This is a genomic window from Blautia sp. aa_0143, from assembly GCF_004167315.1.
In the GTDB taxonomy this organism is placed as follows: domain Bacteria; phylum Bacillota; class Clostridia; order Lachnospirales; family Lachnospiraceae; genus Blautia_A; species Blautia_A fusiformis.
The window spans coordinates 1-17343 of the sequence record NZ_RCXU01000044.1 but is presented as its reverse complement, the minus strand read 5'-3'; the positions used below and the strand labels follow the sequence as shown (position 1 = coordinate 17343).

Sequence of the window (17343 nt, the reverse complement as noted above, 5' to 3'; positions counted from 1 at the left end):
AGAAAACGCATACCGCTAAATCAGAATGGATGTACCGCTAATTTCAGAATAGGCGTACCGTTCGAGCAGAATTTGCAATGATCGAACATGGCACTTCCAAGATCTATCAGATACAGATGCCCGGTTTCAGAAAACATAAGATTATCCGGTTTCAGGTCCCCGTAACAGACCGGTGGCTTCCGACTGTGAAGATATTCCAATACTCTGGCAATCTCCTTTCCCAGGGCAAGGATTTCCCGTAAAGAAAACCGTTTTCCTGAACGGAGAAGTTCTCCCAGCGACTGACCCTTGATATATTCCATGATCAGATAACAGTACTCCCCTGTTTCCACATAATCGATAATCTTCGGTATTGCAGGATATTCCAGATGCTGCATGAGTCTGGCTTCTTTTTTCTTTGCGATCGGTATCTCTTTCACTGCACGGCAGATACCAAGCTCCATATCTTTTGCCAGATAAAGGCTTCCACCTCCGCCATGTCCAATTTGTTCTACAATGCAATAACGTTCTTTCAGAACATTTCCGATCAGACAGATCACCTTCCTCTCATTTCTGTCAGACAATATTTATAATTACGTTTCTTATTGATTTGGGATAATCCGGTGAATTCCGGTTTGAAAAAAATCAGATAACTTATAGTCAGGCAGAAATTCGTGATCTGCCCTCGTTTAGGATAAGTCCTATTATAGCACGTCCTGTTCTTTTTGCAAAGAACTTTCTATATAAAAAAGTCCGCCGAATATAACAGACAAAAATGTCTCTTTATCCGGCGGTCTGTCATTATTCATAGTGTTTGTATCTGCAAAGCTATACCTTACATACGATCCGGTGCAGAGAATCCAAGAAGATCGATGCTTGTCTCAAGCACTCTTCTTGTAAGCTGGAGCAGCTGAAGGAAGGATTCCTTCTGTGCCTGATCCTCTTCGCTTAAGATCTTGGTCTCATGGTAAAAGCTGTTAAATGCATTGGATACCTCATAGATATATGCACAGATCTTATGTGGTGCTTTTTCTTCAAAAGCGTTCTCAACCATTGCCGCAAAGCCGGAAAGCTGAAGCATCAGGTTCTTCTCACTGGCATTGACTGCCGGAAGGATCTTACCTGTACTTAAATCTCCTCCCTCCTGTACATAACGGTTCAGGATCGACTTAATACGAACGATAGTATAAAGGATATACGGACCTGTATTTCCCTCAAAGGATGTAAAGCGGTCAACATCAAAGATGTAATCCTTGGTCGCCTGGTTGGAAAGATCTCCGTATTTGATCGCGGAAAGTCCCACGATCTTGGCAGTATCCTTTGCATCTTTATCTTTTACACTGCGATTCTCCACGATCTTACGATACATTTCCTCATCAATATCTGCGATCAGGTTCTCCAGACGCATAACACCGCCTTCTCTTGTCTTAAACGGTTTACCGTCTTTTCCATTCATGGTACCGAAACCAAGGAAGGAAAGCTTGGTCTCCGGATTTACAAGACCGGTTTTTCTTGCACAGCGGAATACCTGGATAAAATGCAGCTCCTGACGCTTGTCAACAACATAAAGGATCTCATCCGGCTGAAAGAGTTTCATACGCTCTACGATAGTAGCAAGGTCTGTGGTCGTATAGAGAGAAGCTCCGTCTGATTTCAGAAGCATACATGGAGGGATCTCCTTGGTATCACTCTCTTCTTTTACATCTACAACAAGAGCACCCTGGTCCTCATAGGCAAATCCTCGCTTCTTCATGTCTTCTACCATATCCGGGATGTACGGCTGTGCATCGGATTCTTTTTTCCAGAGGTCAAAATCTACGTTCAGATTCGCGTAGTTTCTCTTAAGGTCTGTTACAGATACATTCATGATGTGGTTCCAGAGAGCCATGTATCCGGGTTTACCCTGCTGAAGAAGGTGGGTTGCCTCCAGTGCCTCATTACGGTAAGCCTCATCCTCTTTTGACTTCCCACTGGCACATGGATAGATCTCTTCCAGCTCGCTGATAGTAAACGGTGCTTCTGCCGGATATTCACCGGTAAAGCTGTCATCAAAATATACCAGCTCCGGTTTTCGGTGTTTCAGCTCGGTGATGATCAGTCCCATCTGAAGGCCCCAGTCTCCAAGATGTACATCACCGATCACCTTATGTCCTACAAAACGTCCGATACGCTTGATGCTCTCACCGATGATCGCAGAACGGAGATGTCCTACGTGAAGCGGCTTGGCAACGTTTGGTCCGCCATAGTCGATAATGATCGTCTTCGGATTCTTGGCAGTCTCAACAGAAAGCTTCTCGTCCTCTGCCATCTTATTCATGTATTCTGCAACAAATTCCGGGTTCACATCCAGGTTGATAAATCCAGGCTTTACAACTTCTGCTCTGGAAAAGATCCGGCTGTCTGACAGCTGTGCTACCACATCATCAGCGATCATAAACGGTGCTTTGTGATATGCTTTGGCTCCTGCCATAGCACCGTTACACTGATACTCACATAAGTCCGGTCTGTTGGAAACAGTAACTTTTCCGTAGGACGGATCATAACCTGCTTTTTCAAATGCTGCGGAAAGTTCTTCCGCCATCTGTTCCATAATCTTCTTCATGTTTCAAACTCCTCATATCTTTGTTTCTGTATTTTATGCTTATAACGTCACTTTTCTTGAACATGCGACTGCAAGGGCACCATAACCGATATGGCAGGCAACACTTAAAGAAAGGGGATCCATATGTATCTCCATTCCCGGAAATACCTCCTGGATCTCTCTTTTAAATTCTTCTGCTTCTTCCAGATTTCCTGTATAAGCAGCCTGAAGACACATCTCACCGTCAGATACGTATTCCTTAAAACGTGTTTCCCAATCATTCTTCATTGCCTTCAGCATGGCACGTTTGGCCTGCTTCTTGCCACGGACCTTGGCGTAGGCATCCAGCTTCTCTCCCTGGATCTGAAGTACAGGCTTCAGGTTCAGAACCGTTCCGATGGCTGCTGCTGCCGGTGTGATCCTGCCACCTTTTTTCAGATATTTCAGGGTGTCAAGTGTGATATAAATACTGGAATCGAGTTTCTGATCTGTAAGGATCTTCTTGATCTCTGCAGCACTTTTTCCTGCCTCGGCAAGCATCTTAGCATCCATTACAGACTGTCTCTGTGTTACGGAAATCCGCTGATTGTCCACTACCTGAACACGACCATTATAATCAATAGCAAGTCCCATTGCAGTAGAACAGGATGCACTCAGTCCGCTTGACATCGGAATATGAACGATTTCCTCATAATCTCTCAGAAGCTTGTCCCACAGATCACAGAGATCAGCCGGACTTGGCTGAGATGTGGAGATCGGTTCATCCTTCTTAAGCTTCTCATAAAACTCTTCCTGTGTGAGAGTTACACCTTCAAGATACATTTTTTCATTAATATAAAACGGCATCGGTATCACATAAACGCCAAGCTCTTCGGCCTGGGCCTGTGTGATACCGCTGTTGCTGTCTGTTACAATGGCAATTTTGCCCATTCTTTTCTCTCCTCCTGGTCTGTTATCTCACAGTTCAAAGAATTAATGCATCAGCCCCTGATGAACTAATTCTTTGAACTGCTGTAGAAAGCCATGATGTTAGTGTATCATATTTTTTTCTATATCACAATTGGAAATTTTATGTGACCTTCGCTCACAAAAAACACCTCGCGGAATATTACCAGTGAACAGTAACCGCAAACAGTAACTAAAAAAAACAGCCACCATACAAATATTTATGCACAGCAGCTGTCACACTATTTATCAAAAATATCCTTATCTATTTATGATCTGTGTTTTATTTCATTTCTCTTACGATCTTTCGAACCGGAAGAACAAATGTCGGAGATACGGACAATTCATCCAGTCCCATCTCTACAAATCTCTCAGTAAGTGTAGTGTCCGCACCAAGCTCACCACAGATTCCGGCCCAGATACCTTCTTTGTGTGCATTATCCACAACCATCTGGATCATACGGAGAACTGCCTCATGATGGGAATCATAAATGTTGTCAAGCTTTGCATTCTGACGGTCAATAGCCAGTGTATACTGGGTCAGATCATTGGTTCCGATACTGAAGAAATCAACCTCTTTTGCAAGAAGATCACTGATCATAACAGCTGCCGGAGTCTCGATCATGATACCCTGCTCCACGTCATCACGGAACGGGATCCCCTGTTCCTTAAGCTCTGCTTTTACTTCTGCTACAATAGCCTTGATCTGCTTCACCTCTGTTACAGAGATGATCATCGGATACATGATGGAAATATTTCCGAACATGCTTGCGCGGAAAAGCGCTCTCAGCTGTGTCTTAAATACTTCCGGACGGTCCAGACAGATACGGATCGCACGATATCCCATTGCAGGGTTTTCCTCATGCGCCATATTGAAATAATCGATCTGCTTGTCCGCTCCGATATCCAGAGTACGAATGATAACTTTTTTGCCGGCCATATTCTGAGCTACGGTCTTGTAAACCTGGAACTGCTCTTCCTCTGTAGGATAGTCTTCTTTTTCCAGGTATACGAACTCACTTCGGAAAAGTCCGATGCCTTCCGCATCATTGGCAAGTACATTCGCAACATCACCTGTACTTCCGATGTTGGCATAAAGGTGGAGCTTACGACCGCTCTTGGTAACAGTTTCTTTACCTTTCAGTTCTTTGAGCATTGCACGCTGTGCAAGTTCATCGGCACGCATATCCTCATATTTTTTAAGGGTCTCTGCATCCGGCTCAACGATCAGATTTCCGCTCTTTCCGTCTACGACTGCCATCTTACCGTCCATGGACTCATCGTATTCAATATTGATCAGCGCCGGAATATTCATGGTTCTCGCAAGAATCGCAGTATGTGAGTTAGAAGAACCTTTTCTTGTGACAAAAGCAAGAACCTTGCTCTTATCCATCTGTACAGTCTCACTTGGTGCAAGATCCTCTGCAACTACGATCACCGGCTCGGATGCTTCAAGCTCTCCATCTCCATGGCCGGAAAGCACACGTACCAGACGGTCTGAGATATCCTTTACATCAGCTGCTCTTGCTTTCATATAATCATCGTCCATCTGTGCGAACATTGATGAGAAGTTATCACCAGTTGTTGCAACCGCATATTCTGCATTTACAGACTCTGTACGGATAATGTTGTGGATGGAATCCAGATAGTCATCATCATCCAGCATCATCTGATGAACCTCAAAGATTGCCGCTCCGGACTCTCCAACTTCCTGAAGAGCCTTGTCATAAAGCTTCTGAAGCTGTGCCACAGCCTGCTCTCTGGCTGCCTCCACACGCTTTACCTCTTCTTCCGGATCCTCCACGTGAACACGTTTAACACTGGCGTCAACTTTCTGGAGGATTGAGATCTTACCGATCGCAATACCGGAAAATACAGATTTACCTTCCAAAACCTTCATGAAATTATCTCCTTCTGTTTTTATATTTGCCCACTTATGATGTATTATATCACACTATCCAAAGATTCTGCCACGATTTTTTTATGATCTCTAAAAAACCTGTAAAAACTCTATTTATACTTTCTTTTTTTGTCATATATACAGCAAAAGTGACAAAATAAAGACCGCAGAGCTTCATAAAACCTGAACAATACTTTCAGATATAAAAATAAGCATCTGCCGCCGGAATCCTTCCGGCAATTGCAGATGCTATATGTATGTATATCTTTTTATTCACTGCGAAGGGCATCGATCGGATTAAGATTAGCTGCCTTTACAGATGGGAGAAGTCCGAAGATCAGACCGATCAGCATGGAAAATACCACAGAACCGATAATTGCCGGAACGCTGATGGCTGTTGGTGCTCCTGACACCTGAGACACCATTTTTGACAGGATGATCCCAAGGACCACACCAATGATTCCTCCGATACTGGTCAGCACCGAAGCTTCCGTCAGAAACTGTCCCAGGATCACTTTTTTTCTTGCTCCGATAGCTTTTTTCAGTCCGATCTCGCTGGTACGTTCTGTGACAGATACAAGCATGATATTCATAACACCGATACCACCAACAAGCAGGGAGATACTTGCGATCCAAATCAGCTGCTGATTGGTACTTTCGCTGAGCTTCTGGAGATTCTTGACCTTCTCCATAATGTCTTCCGCTTTATATTTAAAGTTCGATTTGTTTTTTTCATTCTGGATCCCTGTATTCAGAATATCCTCTGCTGCTTTTCCTACAGAACTCATATTATCTGTGCTGTCTGCACGGACTGTCACATTTTGCGGCTGATCAAATTTAAATGCAACAGGCCAGGTAGTATCTGGGATCATCACGCTTCCCATGATCGTCTGCGAATATTCCTCGTACTCAGAAATCGTATTGATCTTCGGCATGCTGTCCTCACTCTGAGTGATCACACCTACAATGATATACGGTTCTGATCCCACCTCAATGGTTTTCCCTACAGGGCTCTCACTTCCGAAAATATTCTGTGCAGCATTGGAATCCACAAGAGCAACCTTTCGGTAGCTGTCATAATCTTTTTGTACAAATCCCCGCCCGGACTGGACCAGGTATCCCATCGTTTTCAGATAATTGCTGTCGATCCCGTACACGGTTCCGCCCTGAAAGCTTGTGTTTTTATAATAAACACTGGCAGACTGGCTGCTGTAATAAAATGTAGAACTGATCACATGATCCAAGTCTCCGATCGCCGTTTTCTGGGAATCAGAAATAACCGGCGGTGTGGCCGAGCTTCCGTAAGAACCATAATCCATATCGTATGTACTGTCTCCGTCATAGAGCATAACCTGTACGGTATTGTTTCCGGACCCGATCAGATCTTCCTTGATCTGCTCACTGGTACCTTTGATCGTAGATACAATTGCAATAATAGATGCAATACCAATAATAATACCCAGCATGGTCAGAAAGGATCTCATCTTATGTGACCATATTCCCTGAAAAGCCAGGCGTATATTTTCAAACATGAAATTTCTCCTTCCTGTTATTTATTCATTGTACATATCATCCAAAGTTACTTCTTTTGTCTTGGCTCCCTCCTTCACGGCATCACCATATGGGAAAGCAAGAAGATCATCGGATTTCAGACCTGAAGTTACAACTGCATAATATCCGCTGTTCACAATGCTTCCCACTGTGATCTGCTGCTTTTTCAGTGTTCCCTTCACGTCTTTGTATACATAGCTGGTTCCATTTTCCGTACGGATAAATGCCTTCATCACAACCATACTGCCTTCGGCAAGTTTATTTGACTTCAGAGATACCGTCACATAATCCTGGTCGGTAAACTGCAATGAACGATCTGTGATCTCTGCATTAAAGGTGTAATACGATACATTGGGATTAGAATCTCCACCATAATAAGCATTTGAAGAATCCACCGGGTAATCGGATACATTCAGTACCTTCGCCTCAAAGCTGCCGGAATTATAACTGGTACACTGAAGAAGTGTTCCCTCCTTCATCTGATCCAGCATCAGTTCGCTGACCGTTCCGGTAACATAAAAACCATCTTTGCTTTTTACTTTCAGAAAAGCATCTCCATTATAAGAACCTGTGACTTCATCTCCGATGTAAGCAACCGTTCCATCCAGTTTGCTTGTTATCAGCTTGTTTTTTATTTTGTTCTCCAGCTTAGTGATTTTCAGATTATTTTCCTCAATATCCAGTTTCAAACTTGCGATCTTGTTTTTCTGGATCTTGATCGCATCCTCTCTTGACATGGTTGTGCCATCAGTACCGTCATCTCCATCACCGCTGTCATCCGGTATCTCATCATCATTTTTGTCATATTTGGAAGCCTCGTCCAGTGTAAATTCTGTTTCCGCATACATATATACCGGATTTTCAAGAAGACTTCCATCGATCAGATAATATCCTGTACAGGAAAGTGTTCTGTCCTGAAAATCAGCAATGGTATCATTCTCATGAAACTCCAGCTGGAACCAGCTGCCGCCTTTCTGGACCACTTTGGTTCCATCCTCACTGTATCCCGCCATTCTGTTAAAGAAAGATCCCATCACCGTAACTTTGCCTTTGGCACTGCTTACAAGAAAAACATAGGGATCTTCTTCCGTACCAGTTCCTGTAAACGGCTGAGAAGTATAATCCAGCTTCTGATAAAATTCCGGTTCACCATCTGTGATCCCCGGAATTTCCGGTTCTGTTATATTGGGATCAGGAAGCTCATTGGGTCCCAGTGTGGGAGTCGGTGTCGGAGATACCGTTGGGGTGTCATCTTCTCCGGAACCCCAGTCCGTAGTCTCTCCGTCTGTAATATCATTGGCAGTAGGATCCTGGTAGGTCGGATCCATGATCAGATCCTCATCGGATGCAGTTGTATCCTCTTCCATATCCGCTGTGTCATCTCCGGTCATCTGCTCTGTTTCACTGTCCGTCGTTTCTCCGGACGGCATTTCTTCGGTAACTTCCTCTGCAGAATCTTCAAGATCTCCTTCTGTATCTGTAAAGGCACTGAGAAGTAATGGCCTGGAGGAAGCCGCTGCAAGATAGCTGCCATCTACAGTAGCCGCGGAACCGGTAGTTGACTGCATATCCTCGTCTCCGTCACTTCCGGAAGGTGTATCCGTATTTGTCATTTCTCCGTCATTTCCTGTATCACCACCTGTAAGATTCAGGTCCGTATCATCTGTACTGTCTGTACTGTCTTCGATGGGACCTCCATTCTGAAGACTTGTCAGACGGTTCTGCGCTTTGGTCAGATCCTGCTCCTGCTTCTGCTGTTTCAGCTTTGCAATATTCAGCTCCATCTCTACAAGTGTCATATCAAAGGAGATCAGATTATCGCCTTTTTTTACATCATCACCCTGGGATACATATATTTTCTCGATGATCATATCTTTATCCATATTTACATTCTGAGAAACATTCGTGGTGATGGTTCCATCCAGTGTTGTCTCCGAATACCAGTCCGTCTGAAGATTGCTGACGCTGGTTACCGGCACCTCTGTTACCTTGGATTCTTTCACATGCATAAGCCCTGTGTAGATTCCTCCGGCTGCCAATGCCGCAACCAGTACACCAACGATCACTCTCTTCACCACTTTCATTCTATCACCTCTTTTCCTGCAGCTCACCGTCACGGATCATAACAACCCGTTTGGCATGTGCCGCGATCTCCGGGTCATGTGTGATCATCAGCACAGAAACTCCCTCATCGTTCAGCTTCTGAAACAGTTCCATAACCTGTGCTCCCGATTTCGTATCCAGTGCCCCGGTAGGCTCATCTGCCAGCAAAAGCTTGGGATTGTTTACGATTGCTCTTGCAATAGCCACTCTCTGCATCTGTCCTCCAGAAAGCTGGTTGGGCTTAAAATCCACCCTGTCGGCAAGGCCTACACGCTCCAGAGCTTTTCGTGCACGTTCCCGGCGCTCCTTTTTGGGAACCCTTGCATAATTCAGCGGCAGTTCCACATTTGTCAGCGCACTCTGCCTTGGAAGGAGATGAAAGCTCTGAAATACAAATCCGATCGTTTTCAGACGGATATCTGACATCTCATTCTCTGTACATTTGGCAATATCTTCTCCATTCAGGAGAAAAGTTCCCTTGGTAGGTTTGTCCAGGCATCCGATAATATTCATCAGTGTAGTCTTTCCGGAACCGGAAGGTCCCATGATCGCCACATATTCTCCCTCCTCCATGGAAAAATCTACATCTTTCAATACAGGTACCGTCATTTTCCCCTGTTGATAATCCTTATATATTCCTTTTAAATCCAAAATCATTCTGTCGGCGCTCCTTCCATCGGAACAAGGTCATCTCCCGAAGAAATATCGTCTGTCGCATCCATCATGTCACTGTCGATCGCTCCATCTTCGATCATTTCAGGCTCTGAGCCATCACTTTCCGTGTATGCAGAATCATCAGAACTTTCATCATCCTCAGAATCATCCCACATAGCCGCTGTAGTCTGATCTGCAGTACCTTCTGCGACAGACATACCTTCTTTCAGCTCATCTGTCGGAAATGCGATCTTATCTTTTTCAGAAAGTCCGTCTGCGATCTCATATTCCCCAAGATCTTCATCATACTGTCCTAATATGACATCTCTCTTCTCCAGCTTGTTCTGACCGTTTGCGATCCAGACATATGGGCTGTCTGTATCCGCATCCACGATAAAATAATCGTTCAGCCAGATACCGGACTTCTTCTCATCCTGTCCTTCGTCCGGTTCAATATACACATGCTGCCCCAGCATCAGACCCTCCGATGAATCCAGATTCACATAAAACGGATAGGTACTGGATGATGTCTGATCATCACTGGCACTGGACATTCCGAACATTGCCATATCCGAACTGCTGTTGCTGGTAGAATTATCCAGGTCAACAGAGCCCATGGTGCCCTTCCAGGTTTTTGAAGAATCCACCCTGGAACGAATGATCACAGGAGTTCCCTCTATGATCGAATCACGGTTTATTTCATTTACCGTTCCCTTTACACGATAAGCACCTGTACTCAGGATTGTGATAAATGCATTGCCGGAGCTGTTTCCGGAACTGGAATCTGTGGAATCCGTCGTGCCTTCTGTCAGCGTATCCTCCACGCCCTCAGAATCATCACCGCCCATCTTGGAGGTATCGATCTTCTGGATCACTCCATCGATCTCACTGCGCACCTCGGTATTCTGCGTTGCCTGGGAAAGCTTATCGATCTCTGCCTGTTTGCTTTTCTGATCATATTCATTCTTCTTGAGATTCATTTTCTGTGTTTCGATCTCTATTGTATAGGAAAGCTGATTATCTGCTGTAGCTTTCTTTTTCTCAGCTTCCAGTGTAGTGATCTGATCAGATATACTTAACTGTTCGTTTTTCAGGCGGTCCAAGGCCAGCTGTGCTTCCTGAAGACTTTGCTGGATACTTCCAAGATCATACTGAAAAAGAAGCTGCCCTTTCTTGACTTCCTGACCGGTCTTTACCTGAACTTCTTTTACCTTTCGGCCGCTTTCGATCTTTACCTGAACCGTTTCCTGCGGTTCCACAACACCTGCATATCGGTTTTCCACTCCGGAATCCATTTCCGAAAGCTTGCTTATCTTTGTTACATATACAATATCGCTGCCTCCTGCGGACCCTGCATGATGTGTATAATAATACCATCCACCGGCTCCGATACCGGCTGCAAGTACAAGGACCCCCAGTGCGATCAAAATACGTTTTTTCATATCTGTCCCCTTTTCTCAGCACCGTACTAAAACTATCTGTTGCTTCAAACATCATAGCAGATTCACTCTAAAAAGAAAAGTCCCTGAAGAAAACGATGCAGATTTCACAGATTTTTCATAAAAAAGTCTCCTTTTTCTCCATTTTTGCGATATTTTGACTTTCGGTACTTTATCTGCTAAAATGTTGTAATATAACTTTTTTGAAAGGAAAGAACAATATGAAGACAGTGAAACATCTGCTGGCTTTCTTGATGATCATTCTTCTCTCAGTTTTTTTATGTAGCTGCTCCCAGTCGGCCAAAGCTCATGCGGAGAAGGCGATCAAAAAAGATCTGGATCTTCTTAAAAATCTGGACTCTGAAACAACCATGCAGTACATATCCTATCAGGAACTGTTTCCGGATTCTGATGACAGCACAAAGCTTTCTGCTGACATAAAAGAAGTATTTTCTCTCTTCTTTCAGAATTTCGATTACAAAATCCTAGGTATATCCGTTGATAGCGACGAAAAAAATGCTTCTGCACAGCTTAAGCTCACTACTCTGGATGCTGAGGCTCTTGCCAGTGATTTTGTTTCTGCAAGCCTTCAGGAAGAAATACTGGAAACCGCCTCCGGTAAAGAAAATGATAACGGAAATTCCCTGGAGCAGCGTTATCTGCTCCTGTACAAGCTTCTCAAGAATAACACGTACAGTTCTGCAGAACGCACTACTTCCATCCAACTAAACAATCTTGGATCTTCTTCAGAACCTGACTGGGAGATTACGCACAGTTCCTCTCTCGAAAATGATCTGGTCGGTGGCCTTATCACCTATCTGTCCGATCCTGATCTTGTGCCGCCTGCCGAAACGCTTACCGTCTATCTGAAAACGCTTCAAGAAATGGATGTAAAGCAGATGGCTAATTATTTGGGGCTGGATTCCATTCTGAACACTTCAGATTCGGCAAAAAACGCCATTGCCTCTGCCCTTATGGAACAGTTTCACTCCTGTTTTAACTACAAAATATCAAGCACCTCTGTTTCCGGATATCTTGCTGAAGTGGACGCAGAGCTTACCACATTTGACAGTAATTCCATTCTTACACAGTACGAAAAAGAATTGAATACTTATCTGGCTTCTGCTGATGCAGTGATCGACGGTTCCCAGAAGCGTTACAACAAATCACATGAACTGCTTCTGGACAGTATCAGGAATAATCAGGCAACCATAACTGCCACTGCTACCTTCCATCTCACAAACGATGGTGCATCCTGGAAGCTTGAGAATGCAGGTACCGAACTGGGCAATGCCATCTTCGGAACTCTTACCGCTTCACCGGTTCCTGAAGATTCTACCGAAGATAACGAATAAAGAATAAAAGCTAGAAAACCCGTGAATATCTGCTTTCTCTGACAGGAAAGCGTGATCTTCACGGGTTTTTTATATTCTTCTTTTTTATATTCCGGATATGATCTTTATAAAAAGCAATGCAAGGACTATAAGAATAATAGGCCGTATGATCCGGCTTCCGTTTTTCATAACCATACCTGCACCGGTATAATGTCCTGCGATCGAGAACACTGACGCTGCAATTCCAAGCATGATCACAATCTTTCCGCTGAGCAGAAATACAACAAGAGCCGCTACATTAGAAGAGAGGTTGGTAACCTTCATGGTACCGGATGCTTTTGCCACACTCATTTTTCCCAATCCTGTAAACAAAAGCAGGAGAAAAGTTCCTGTTCCTGGTCCATAAAATCCATCGTAGCATCCTACAGCAAGAGAGCATACGGCACAGAGCAGGATCTGTTTTTTTCTGGCGATCTCGCCACCCTTCTCATCCATATTTTTCTTGCGTAGCACATAAAAAGCAACCACCGGAAGAACAGGGATCAGCATATAACGCAGGAGCTTATCACTGGCTATAAGAGCAAGGTGAGCTCCTATGGAAGATCCCAGGAGTGCCATTGGAATACATGGAAGCACCAGGATCCAGTCCACAAATTTATTTTTGCACAGACGGACAGTTGAGATCAATGTTCCTGTTGCTGATGACAGCTTGTTGGTGGCAACAGCATTATGTACAGGAACTCCGGCCAAAAGATAAGCAGGCAGGGAGATCAGTCCTCCCCCGCCTGCTACAGCATCTACAAATCCGGCAAGAAATACAAGTGGGCAAACGATCAGAAATGTATAGATTGTCGGCTGCATGATTTTTTATTCTTCCTCTTCTTTCTGCGGCTCAAGGTCAAGTCCCAGCTCATGAAGCTGTGCCTCACTTACCTGGCTAGGAGACTGAGTCATCAGACAGGAGGCATCCTTAACCTTCGGGAATGCAATAACATCACGGATCGTATCTGCCTTTGCCATAAGCATAACAAGTCTGTCAAGGCCATATGCAAGTCCTGCGTGTGGCGGAACTCCATATTTGAAGGCATCCAGAAGGAATCCGAACTGCTCATGTGCAGCTTCTTTTGTGAAGCCAAGTGCCTCAAACATTTTTTCCTGAATATCATCCTGATGGATACGCACGCTGCCACCGCCAATCTCATTTCCGTTAAGAACGATGTCGTATGCTTTTGCACGAACCTTTCCCGGATCTGTGTCAAGAAGCGGAAGATCCTCCTCCATAAGCATGGTGAACGGATGGTGCATTGCTGTAAAACGGTTCTCCTCCTCGCTCCACTCAAGAAGCGGGAACTCTGTTACCCATACGAAACGATACTCATTTTTATCTAAAAGATCCATCTGTTTTGCAAGCTCAAGACGGAGTGCTCCCAGTACATCGTATACCAATTTTGTCTTATCTGCTGCAAAAAGAAGAAGATCTCCCGGCTTGCCGTCCATAGCTTTTACAAGAGCATCCATCTCTTCATCTGTCATAAACTTGGCGAAAGAAGATTTTCTGGTTCCGTCCTCTGCAATGGCAATGTATGCAAGACCTTTTGCACCATAACCTTTTACGAACTCAACAAGCTTATCGATCTTCTTTCTCGGCATTGCGCCCTGACCTTCTGCATTGATACCACGAACACTTCCGCCGTTCTCAAGCGCACCTGTGAACACACCAAATCCGCAGTCTTTTACGATATCACTGACATCATGAAGTTCCATACCGAAACGCATATCCGGCTTGTCGGAACCAAAACGATCCATAGCTTCCTGCCAGGTAATTCTCTGGATTGGGAGTTTTACATCGATATCCAGAACTTCTTTGAACAGGAATGCAAGATATCTCTCGTTAACATCGATAACATCGTCTACATCAACAAAGGAAAGCTCCATATCGATCTGTGTGAACTCCGGCTGACGGTCAGCACGAAGATCTTCATCACGGAAGCATCTTGCGATCTGGATATAACGATCAAATCCGGAGCACATCAGAAGCTGTTTGTACAGCTGCGGAGACTGTGGAAGGCCATAGAAGCTTCCCGGATGAACACGTGATGGTACCAGATAGTCTCTGGCTCCCTCAGGAGTACTCTTTCCAAGCATCGGTGTCTCAATCTCAAGAAATCCCTCTTCTGTAAAGAACTGTCTTGTAAGCTGGGCAACCTTGCTCTTCATCATGATATTTCTCTGAAGATCCGGTCTTCTTAAATCAAGATAACGATATTTAAGTCGGATCTCATCTTTTGTCTTGCTATTCTCCTCGATCGGGAATGGAGGAACATCTGCCTCAGCAAGAACACGGAGGGATTTTACACGAAGCTCGATCTCGCCAGTTGCAAGATTCTCGTTTACTGCTCCTCCACGTTTCTCTACGGTACCGGTTACAGCAATAACAAACTCACTACGCAGTTTACCTGCTTTTGTAAAGCCTTCCTCGTCAATGCTGCCATTCTCAAAAATCAGCTGCATGATCCCGGAACGGTCACGAAGATCCACAAATACAAGACCTCCTTTATTTCTGGCTTTTGCCACCCATCCCATTAATGTTACTTCTTTTCCGACCATCTCTGTGGTCACTTCTGCACATCGGCAAGTTCTGTGCAGTCCCTGCATGCTTTCAGCCATCTTTTTATCCTCCTCTGACTATTTTTTTCATAGTCATTTTAATTTACTCTGCTATCTCCGTTTTCAGACGGGCAGTTTCAGTCTCTGTTGAAAAATTCTACATACTCTGTATAACCATCTGCTGCCAGCTGGTCTTTCTGGAATTTTTTGTTCTTTTTCATGATAGAGATATTGATCTGTGTACCTGCACTTCTTTCCTCAGTTGCCTGTTTCAGGATGTTCAGAAGCTTGTCTGCCGGCATGTTCTTCTCGATCAGATATGCTTTCTTGCCATTCTTGGTTGGAATCTCATAGCCTCTCTCAAGAAGCAGCATAACGATTCTCTCAAATCCAATGGAGAAACCACAAGCACAGGTATTATTTCCTGTAAATTTACCGATCATCTCATCGTAACGTCCGCCTCCACCGACGCTTCCGCCGAACTCATCCATGGAAATCTCAAAGATCGGACCTGTGTAATAGGACATTCCACGTACCAGTGTAGGGTCAAAGGACATTTTGAAGTCTGCTGTTTTTACAGATTCTACAGTGTTGATGATCGTTTCAAGATCCTCTGCAATACCTGCTTCCAGAACATCAGAAAGTTTTTCTTTAATATAACGGACACCCTCAACATCGTTGGTGATCTCACGGAAAAGTCCAAGATAAGTGTCAATGCTCTCTTTCGCAAAGCCCTCTTTCTCAAGCTCCTCTGCAACTCCCTCGATGCCGATCTTATCCATCTTGTCAAGAATAATAAAGACAGTATCAAAGCTCTCTGCCGGGAATCCGCTGTACTGAGCCATTGCCTTCAGGATCCTTCTGTCATTGATACGGATCGTAAAGTTATGGAAATCCAGTTTTCCAAGAAGTGTTGTAGTTGCAAGTACAAGCTCGATCTCAGCAAGATAGGTCGGCTCACCCAGGATATCGATATCACACTGCATAAACTGACGGAAACGACCTCTCTGCGGACGGTCAGCTCTCCATACATTTCCCATCTGAAGTGCCTTAAACGGAGCCGGAAGCTCGTTTGCATTATTGGAATAATATCTGGAAAGCGGTACGGTCAGGTCATAGCGAAGTCCGGAATCTGTCAGATCATTCTCTGTTTTTGCAGTATCCAGTTTCAGTTTCTCGCCTCTCTTCATAATCTTGAAGATCAGCTTTTCATTTTCACCGCCCTGCTTGCTGCAGAGATTCTCAATATGTTCTACACAGGGAGTTTCAATTGCGGAAAAACCAAAGGTTCCGTACGTCTCTCTGATCATATTCATCACATAGTTACGGATTGCCATTTCCTTCGGTAAAATGTCCTTCATTCCTGTAACCGGTTTCTTTTTTAATGCCATAGTTTCCTCCTTTATGAATCACCCTCTGAAATGCAAGAAACACCTGCATGTCAAAGTTTTTAATCTCATCGATCATCAGTCTTAAAACTTCATCATTTTCCAGAGCTTTCCGATATGGTCTGTCCATACTCAAAGCCGCATATACATCACATACTCTCAGGATCCTTGCACCCATAGGGATATCCTTTCCGCTTCTGTTGCTGGGATAACCGCTGCCGTCAAAATTCTCATGATGATAAAGAATACTTTCCAGAACATAATCGGAATATCCCTGGTCTTTCAGGATCTCATAACCTAATGTGGAGTGCATGCGAACATATTTCAGTTCTTCAATGACCATCGGATTCTGCTCTTGGCCATTAATGTATCCTTCCAGTTTCAGCTTGCCTATATCATGGAGCATTCCGGCAATAGCCAGCTGATAACATTCTTTCTCACCAAGACCAAGCTCCTTTGCCACATCATAGGCAAGGTTACTGACAACAACCCCATGTTTCAGCTCTGCGGAAAGATCCATTTCCAGGATCCGGTCCTGCGTAGTTTCACTTATCTTCTGTACGCTTTTCAAGGATCCGTCTCTCCTTTCCGTCTACAGCCATTTTGCAATGCCCTCGCGTTTTCTCTCGATCATTTCATCGATACGTGTGATATAATTGACAACATCCTTCACATTCTCCACACGCTCAATGCGCTGTCCGTGATCAAACACAAGCTTGGAGGAACCACCTGCACCCAGTGCGATGATCGGCTGCTTTTCCTCCATAATCAGTATATTGTAAATCCCTGCTTTGTCAACCTCAGAATACCCGACGTTCTCAAAATTCCCCTTCATATTCTTCTGTCTGTACAGATAATAAGG

13 protein-coding genes and 1 pseudogene are annotated in these 17343 nt (G+C 44.3%); 1 reads left to right on the top strand and 13 read right to left on the bottom strand.

Going from position 1 to position 17343, the window contains the following annotated elements:
• Positions 1 to 20: 20 nt before the first annotated feature.
• From EAI83_RS15940 to EAI83_RS15905, 8 genes are all read right to left on the bottom strand, one after another.
• Positions 21 to 563, bottom strand: a complete 543-nt coding sequence (locus EAI83_RS15940; protein ID WP_199868610.1) for a serine/threonine protein kinase — start codon at positions 561 to 563, stop codon at positions 21 to 23.
• A gap of 251 nt (positions 564 to 814) precedes the next feature.
• Positions 815 to 2581: an arginine--tRNA ligase gene (gene argS / locus EAI83_RS15935; RefSeq protein WP_015524659.1), complete on the bottom strand. Its 1767-nt coding sequence runs from the start codon at positions 2579 to 2581 to the stop codon at positions 815 to 817.
• Between the two features lie 39 nt (positions 2582 to 2620).
• Positions 2621 to 3490, bottom strand: a complete 870-nt coding sequence (locus EAI83_RS15930) for a DegV family protein (RefSeq protein WP_129976119.1) — start codon at positions 3488 to 3490, stop codon at positions 2621 to 2623.
• A 298-nt stretch (positions 3491 to 3788) separates the two neighbouring features.
• Positions 3789 to 5405 carry a phosphoenolpyruvate--protein phosphotransferase gene (gene ptsP / locus EAI83_RS15925; RefSeq protein ID WP_015524657.1) on the bottom strand — a complete coding sequence of 539 codons (1617 nt, stop codon included), beginning with the start codon at positions 5403 to 5405 and terminating at the stop codon, positions 3789 to 3791.
• Between the two features lie 269 nt (positions 5406 to 5674).
• Positions 5675 to 6937: an ABC transporter permease gene (locus EAI83_RS15920; RefSeq protein WP_021650388.1), complete on the bottom strand. Its 1263-nt coding sequence runs from the start codon at positions 6935 to 6937 to the stop codon at positions 5675 to 5677.
• 21 nt (positions 6938 to 6958) lie between these two features.
• Positions 6959 to 9040 (bottom strand): hypothetical protein, encoded by a 2082-nt coding sequence (locus EAI83_RS15915; RefSeq protein ID WP_129976117.1) that lies wholly within the window; start codon positions 9038 to 9040, stop codon positions 6959 to 6961.
• Positions 9041 to 9044: 4 nt separating this feature from the next.
• Positions 9045 to 9716, bottom strand: coding sequence for an ABC transporter ATP-binding protein (locus tag EAI83_RS15910; RefSeq protein ID WP_015524653.1), 672 nt, complete (start codon positions 9714 to 9716; stop codon positions 9045 to 9047).
• Positions 9713 to 11155: an efflux RND transporter periplasmic adaptor subunit gene (locus tag EAI83_RS15905; protein ID WP_129976115.1), complete on the bottom strand. Its 1443-nt coding sequence runs from the start codon at positions 11153 to 11155 to the stop codon at positions 9713 to 9715. The genes EAI83_RS15910 and EAI83_RS15905 overlap by 4 nt, the downstream gene beginning before the upstream one ends.
• Positions 11156 to 11373: 218 nt before the next feature.
• Between EAI83_RS15905 and EAI83_RS15900 the strand changes: the two genes are divergently transcribed.
• Positions 11374 to 12507 (top strand): hypothetical protein, encoded by a 1134-nt coding sequence (locus EAI83_RS15900; RefSeq protein ID WP_059085559.1) that lies wholly within the window; start codon positions 11374 to 11376, stop codon positions 12505 to 12507.
• A gap of 84 nt (positions 12508 to 12591) precedes the next feature.
• Here the strand turns inward: EAI83_RS15900 and EAI83_RS15895 are convergent, their stop codons facing one another.
• The 5 genes and pseudogenes from EAI83_RS15895 to EAI83_RS15875 form a co-directional block, all read right to left on the bottom strand.
• Positions 12592 to 13347, bottom strand: coding sequence for a sulfite exporter TauE/SafE family protein (locus EAI83_RS15895; RefSeq protein WP_021650384.1), 756 nt, complete (start codon positions 13345 to 13347; stop codon positions 12592 to 12594).
• Positions 13348 to 13353: 6 nt separating this feature from the next.
• Positions 13354 to 15153 carry an aspartate--tRNA ligase gene (gene aspS, locus EAI83_RS15890; protein WP_129976113.1) on the bottom strand — a complete coding sequence of 600 codons (1800 nt, stop codon included), beginning with the start codon at positions 15151 to 15153 and terminating at the stop codon, positions 13354 to 13356.
• Positions 15154 to 15230: 77 nt separating this feature from the next.
• Entirely contained in the window at positions 15231 to 16484 is a 1254-nt protein-coding gene (gene hisS / locus EAI83_RS15885) for a histidine--tRNA ligase (RefSeq protein WP_114002783.1), read from the bottom strand.
• Positions 16417 to 17052: an HD-GYP domain-containing protein gene (locus tag EAI83_RS15880; RefSeq protein ID WP_021650382.1), complete on the bottom strand. Its 636-nt coding sequence runs from the start codon at positions 17050 to 17052 to the stop codon at positions 16417 to 16419. The genes hisS and EAI83_RS15880 overlap by 68 nt, the downstream gene beginning before the upstream one ends.
• Positions 17053 to 17073: 21 nt before the next feature.
• Positions 17074 to 17343 (bottom strand): annotated as a pseudogene (locus tag EAI83_RS15875) (coproporphyrinogen dehydrogenase HemZ); the annotation flags it as partial.

Coding starts and splice junctions, on each gene's coding strand:
- argS (WP_015524659.1), bottom strand. CDS start 2,581: ATGAAGAAGATTATGGAACAGATGGCGGAAGAACTTTCCGCAGCATTT.
- EAI83_RS15930 (WP_129976119.1), bottom strand. CDS start 3,490: ATGGGCAAAATTGCCATTGTAACAGACAGCAACAGCGGTATCACACAG.
- ptsP (WP_015524657.1), bottom strand. CDS start 5,405: ATGAAGGTTTTGGAAGGTAAATCTGTATTTTCCGGTATTGCGATCGGT.
- EAI83_RS15920 (WP_021650388.1), bottom strand. CDS start 6,937: ATGTTTGAAAATATACGCCTGGCTTTTCAGGGAATATGGTCACATAAG.
- EAI83_RS15915 (WP_129976117.1), bottom strand. CDS start 9,040: ATGAAAGTGGTGAAGAGAGTGATCGTTGGTGTACTGGTTGCGGCATTG.
- EAI83_RS15910 (WP_015524653.1), bottom strand. CDS start 9,716: ATGATTTTGGATTTAAAAGGAATATATAAGGATTATCAACAGGGGAAA.
- EAI83_RS15905 (WP_129976115.1), bottom strand. CDS start 11,155: ATGAAAAAACGTATTTTGATCGCACTGGGGGTCCTTGTACTTGCAGCC.
- EAI83_RS15900 (WP_059085559.1), top strand. CDS start 11,374: ATGAAGACAGTGAAACATCTGCTGGCTTTCTTGATGATCATTCTTCTC.
- EAI83_RS15895 (WP_021650384.1), bottom strand. CDS start 13,347: ATGCAGCCGACAATCTATACATTTCTGATCGTTTGCCCACTTGTATTT.
- aspS (WP_129976113.1), bottom strand. CDS start 15,153: ATGGCTGAAAGCATGCAGGGACTGCACAGAACTTGCCGATGTGCAGAA.
- hisS (WP_114002783.1), bottom strand. CDS start 16,484: ATGGCATTAAAAAAGAAACCGGTTACAGGAATGAAGGACATTTTACCG.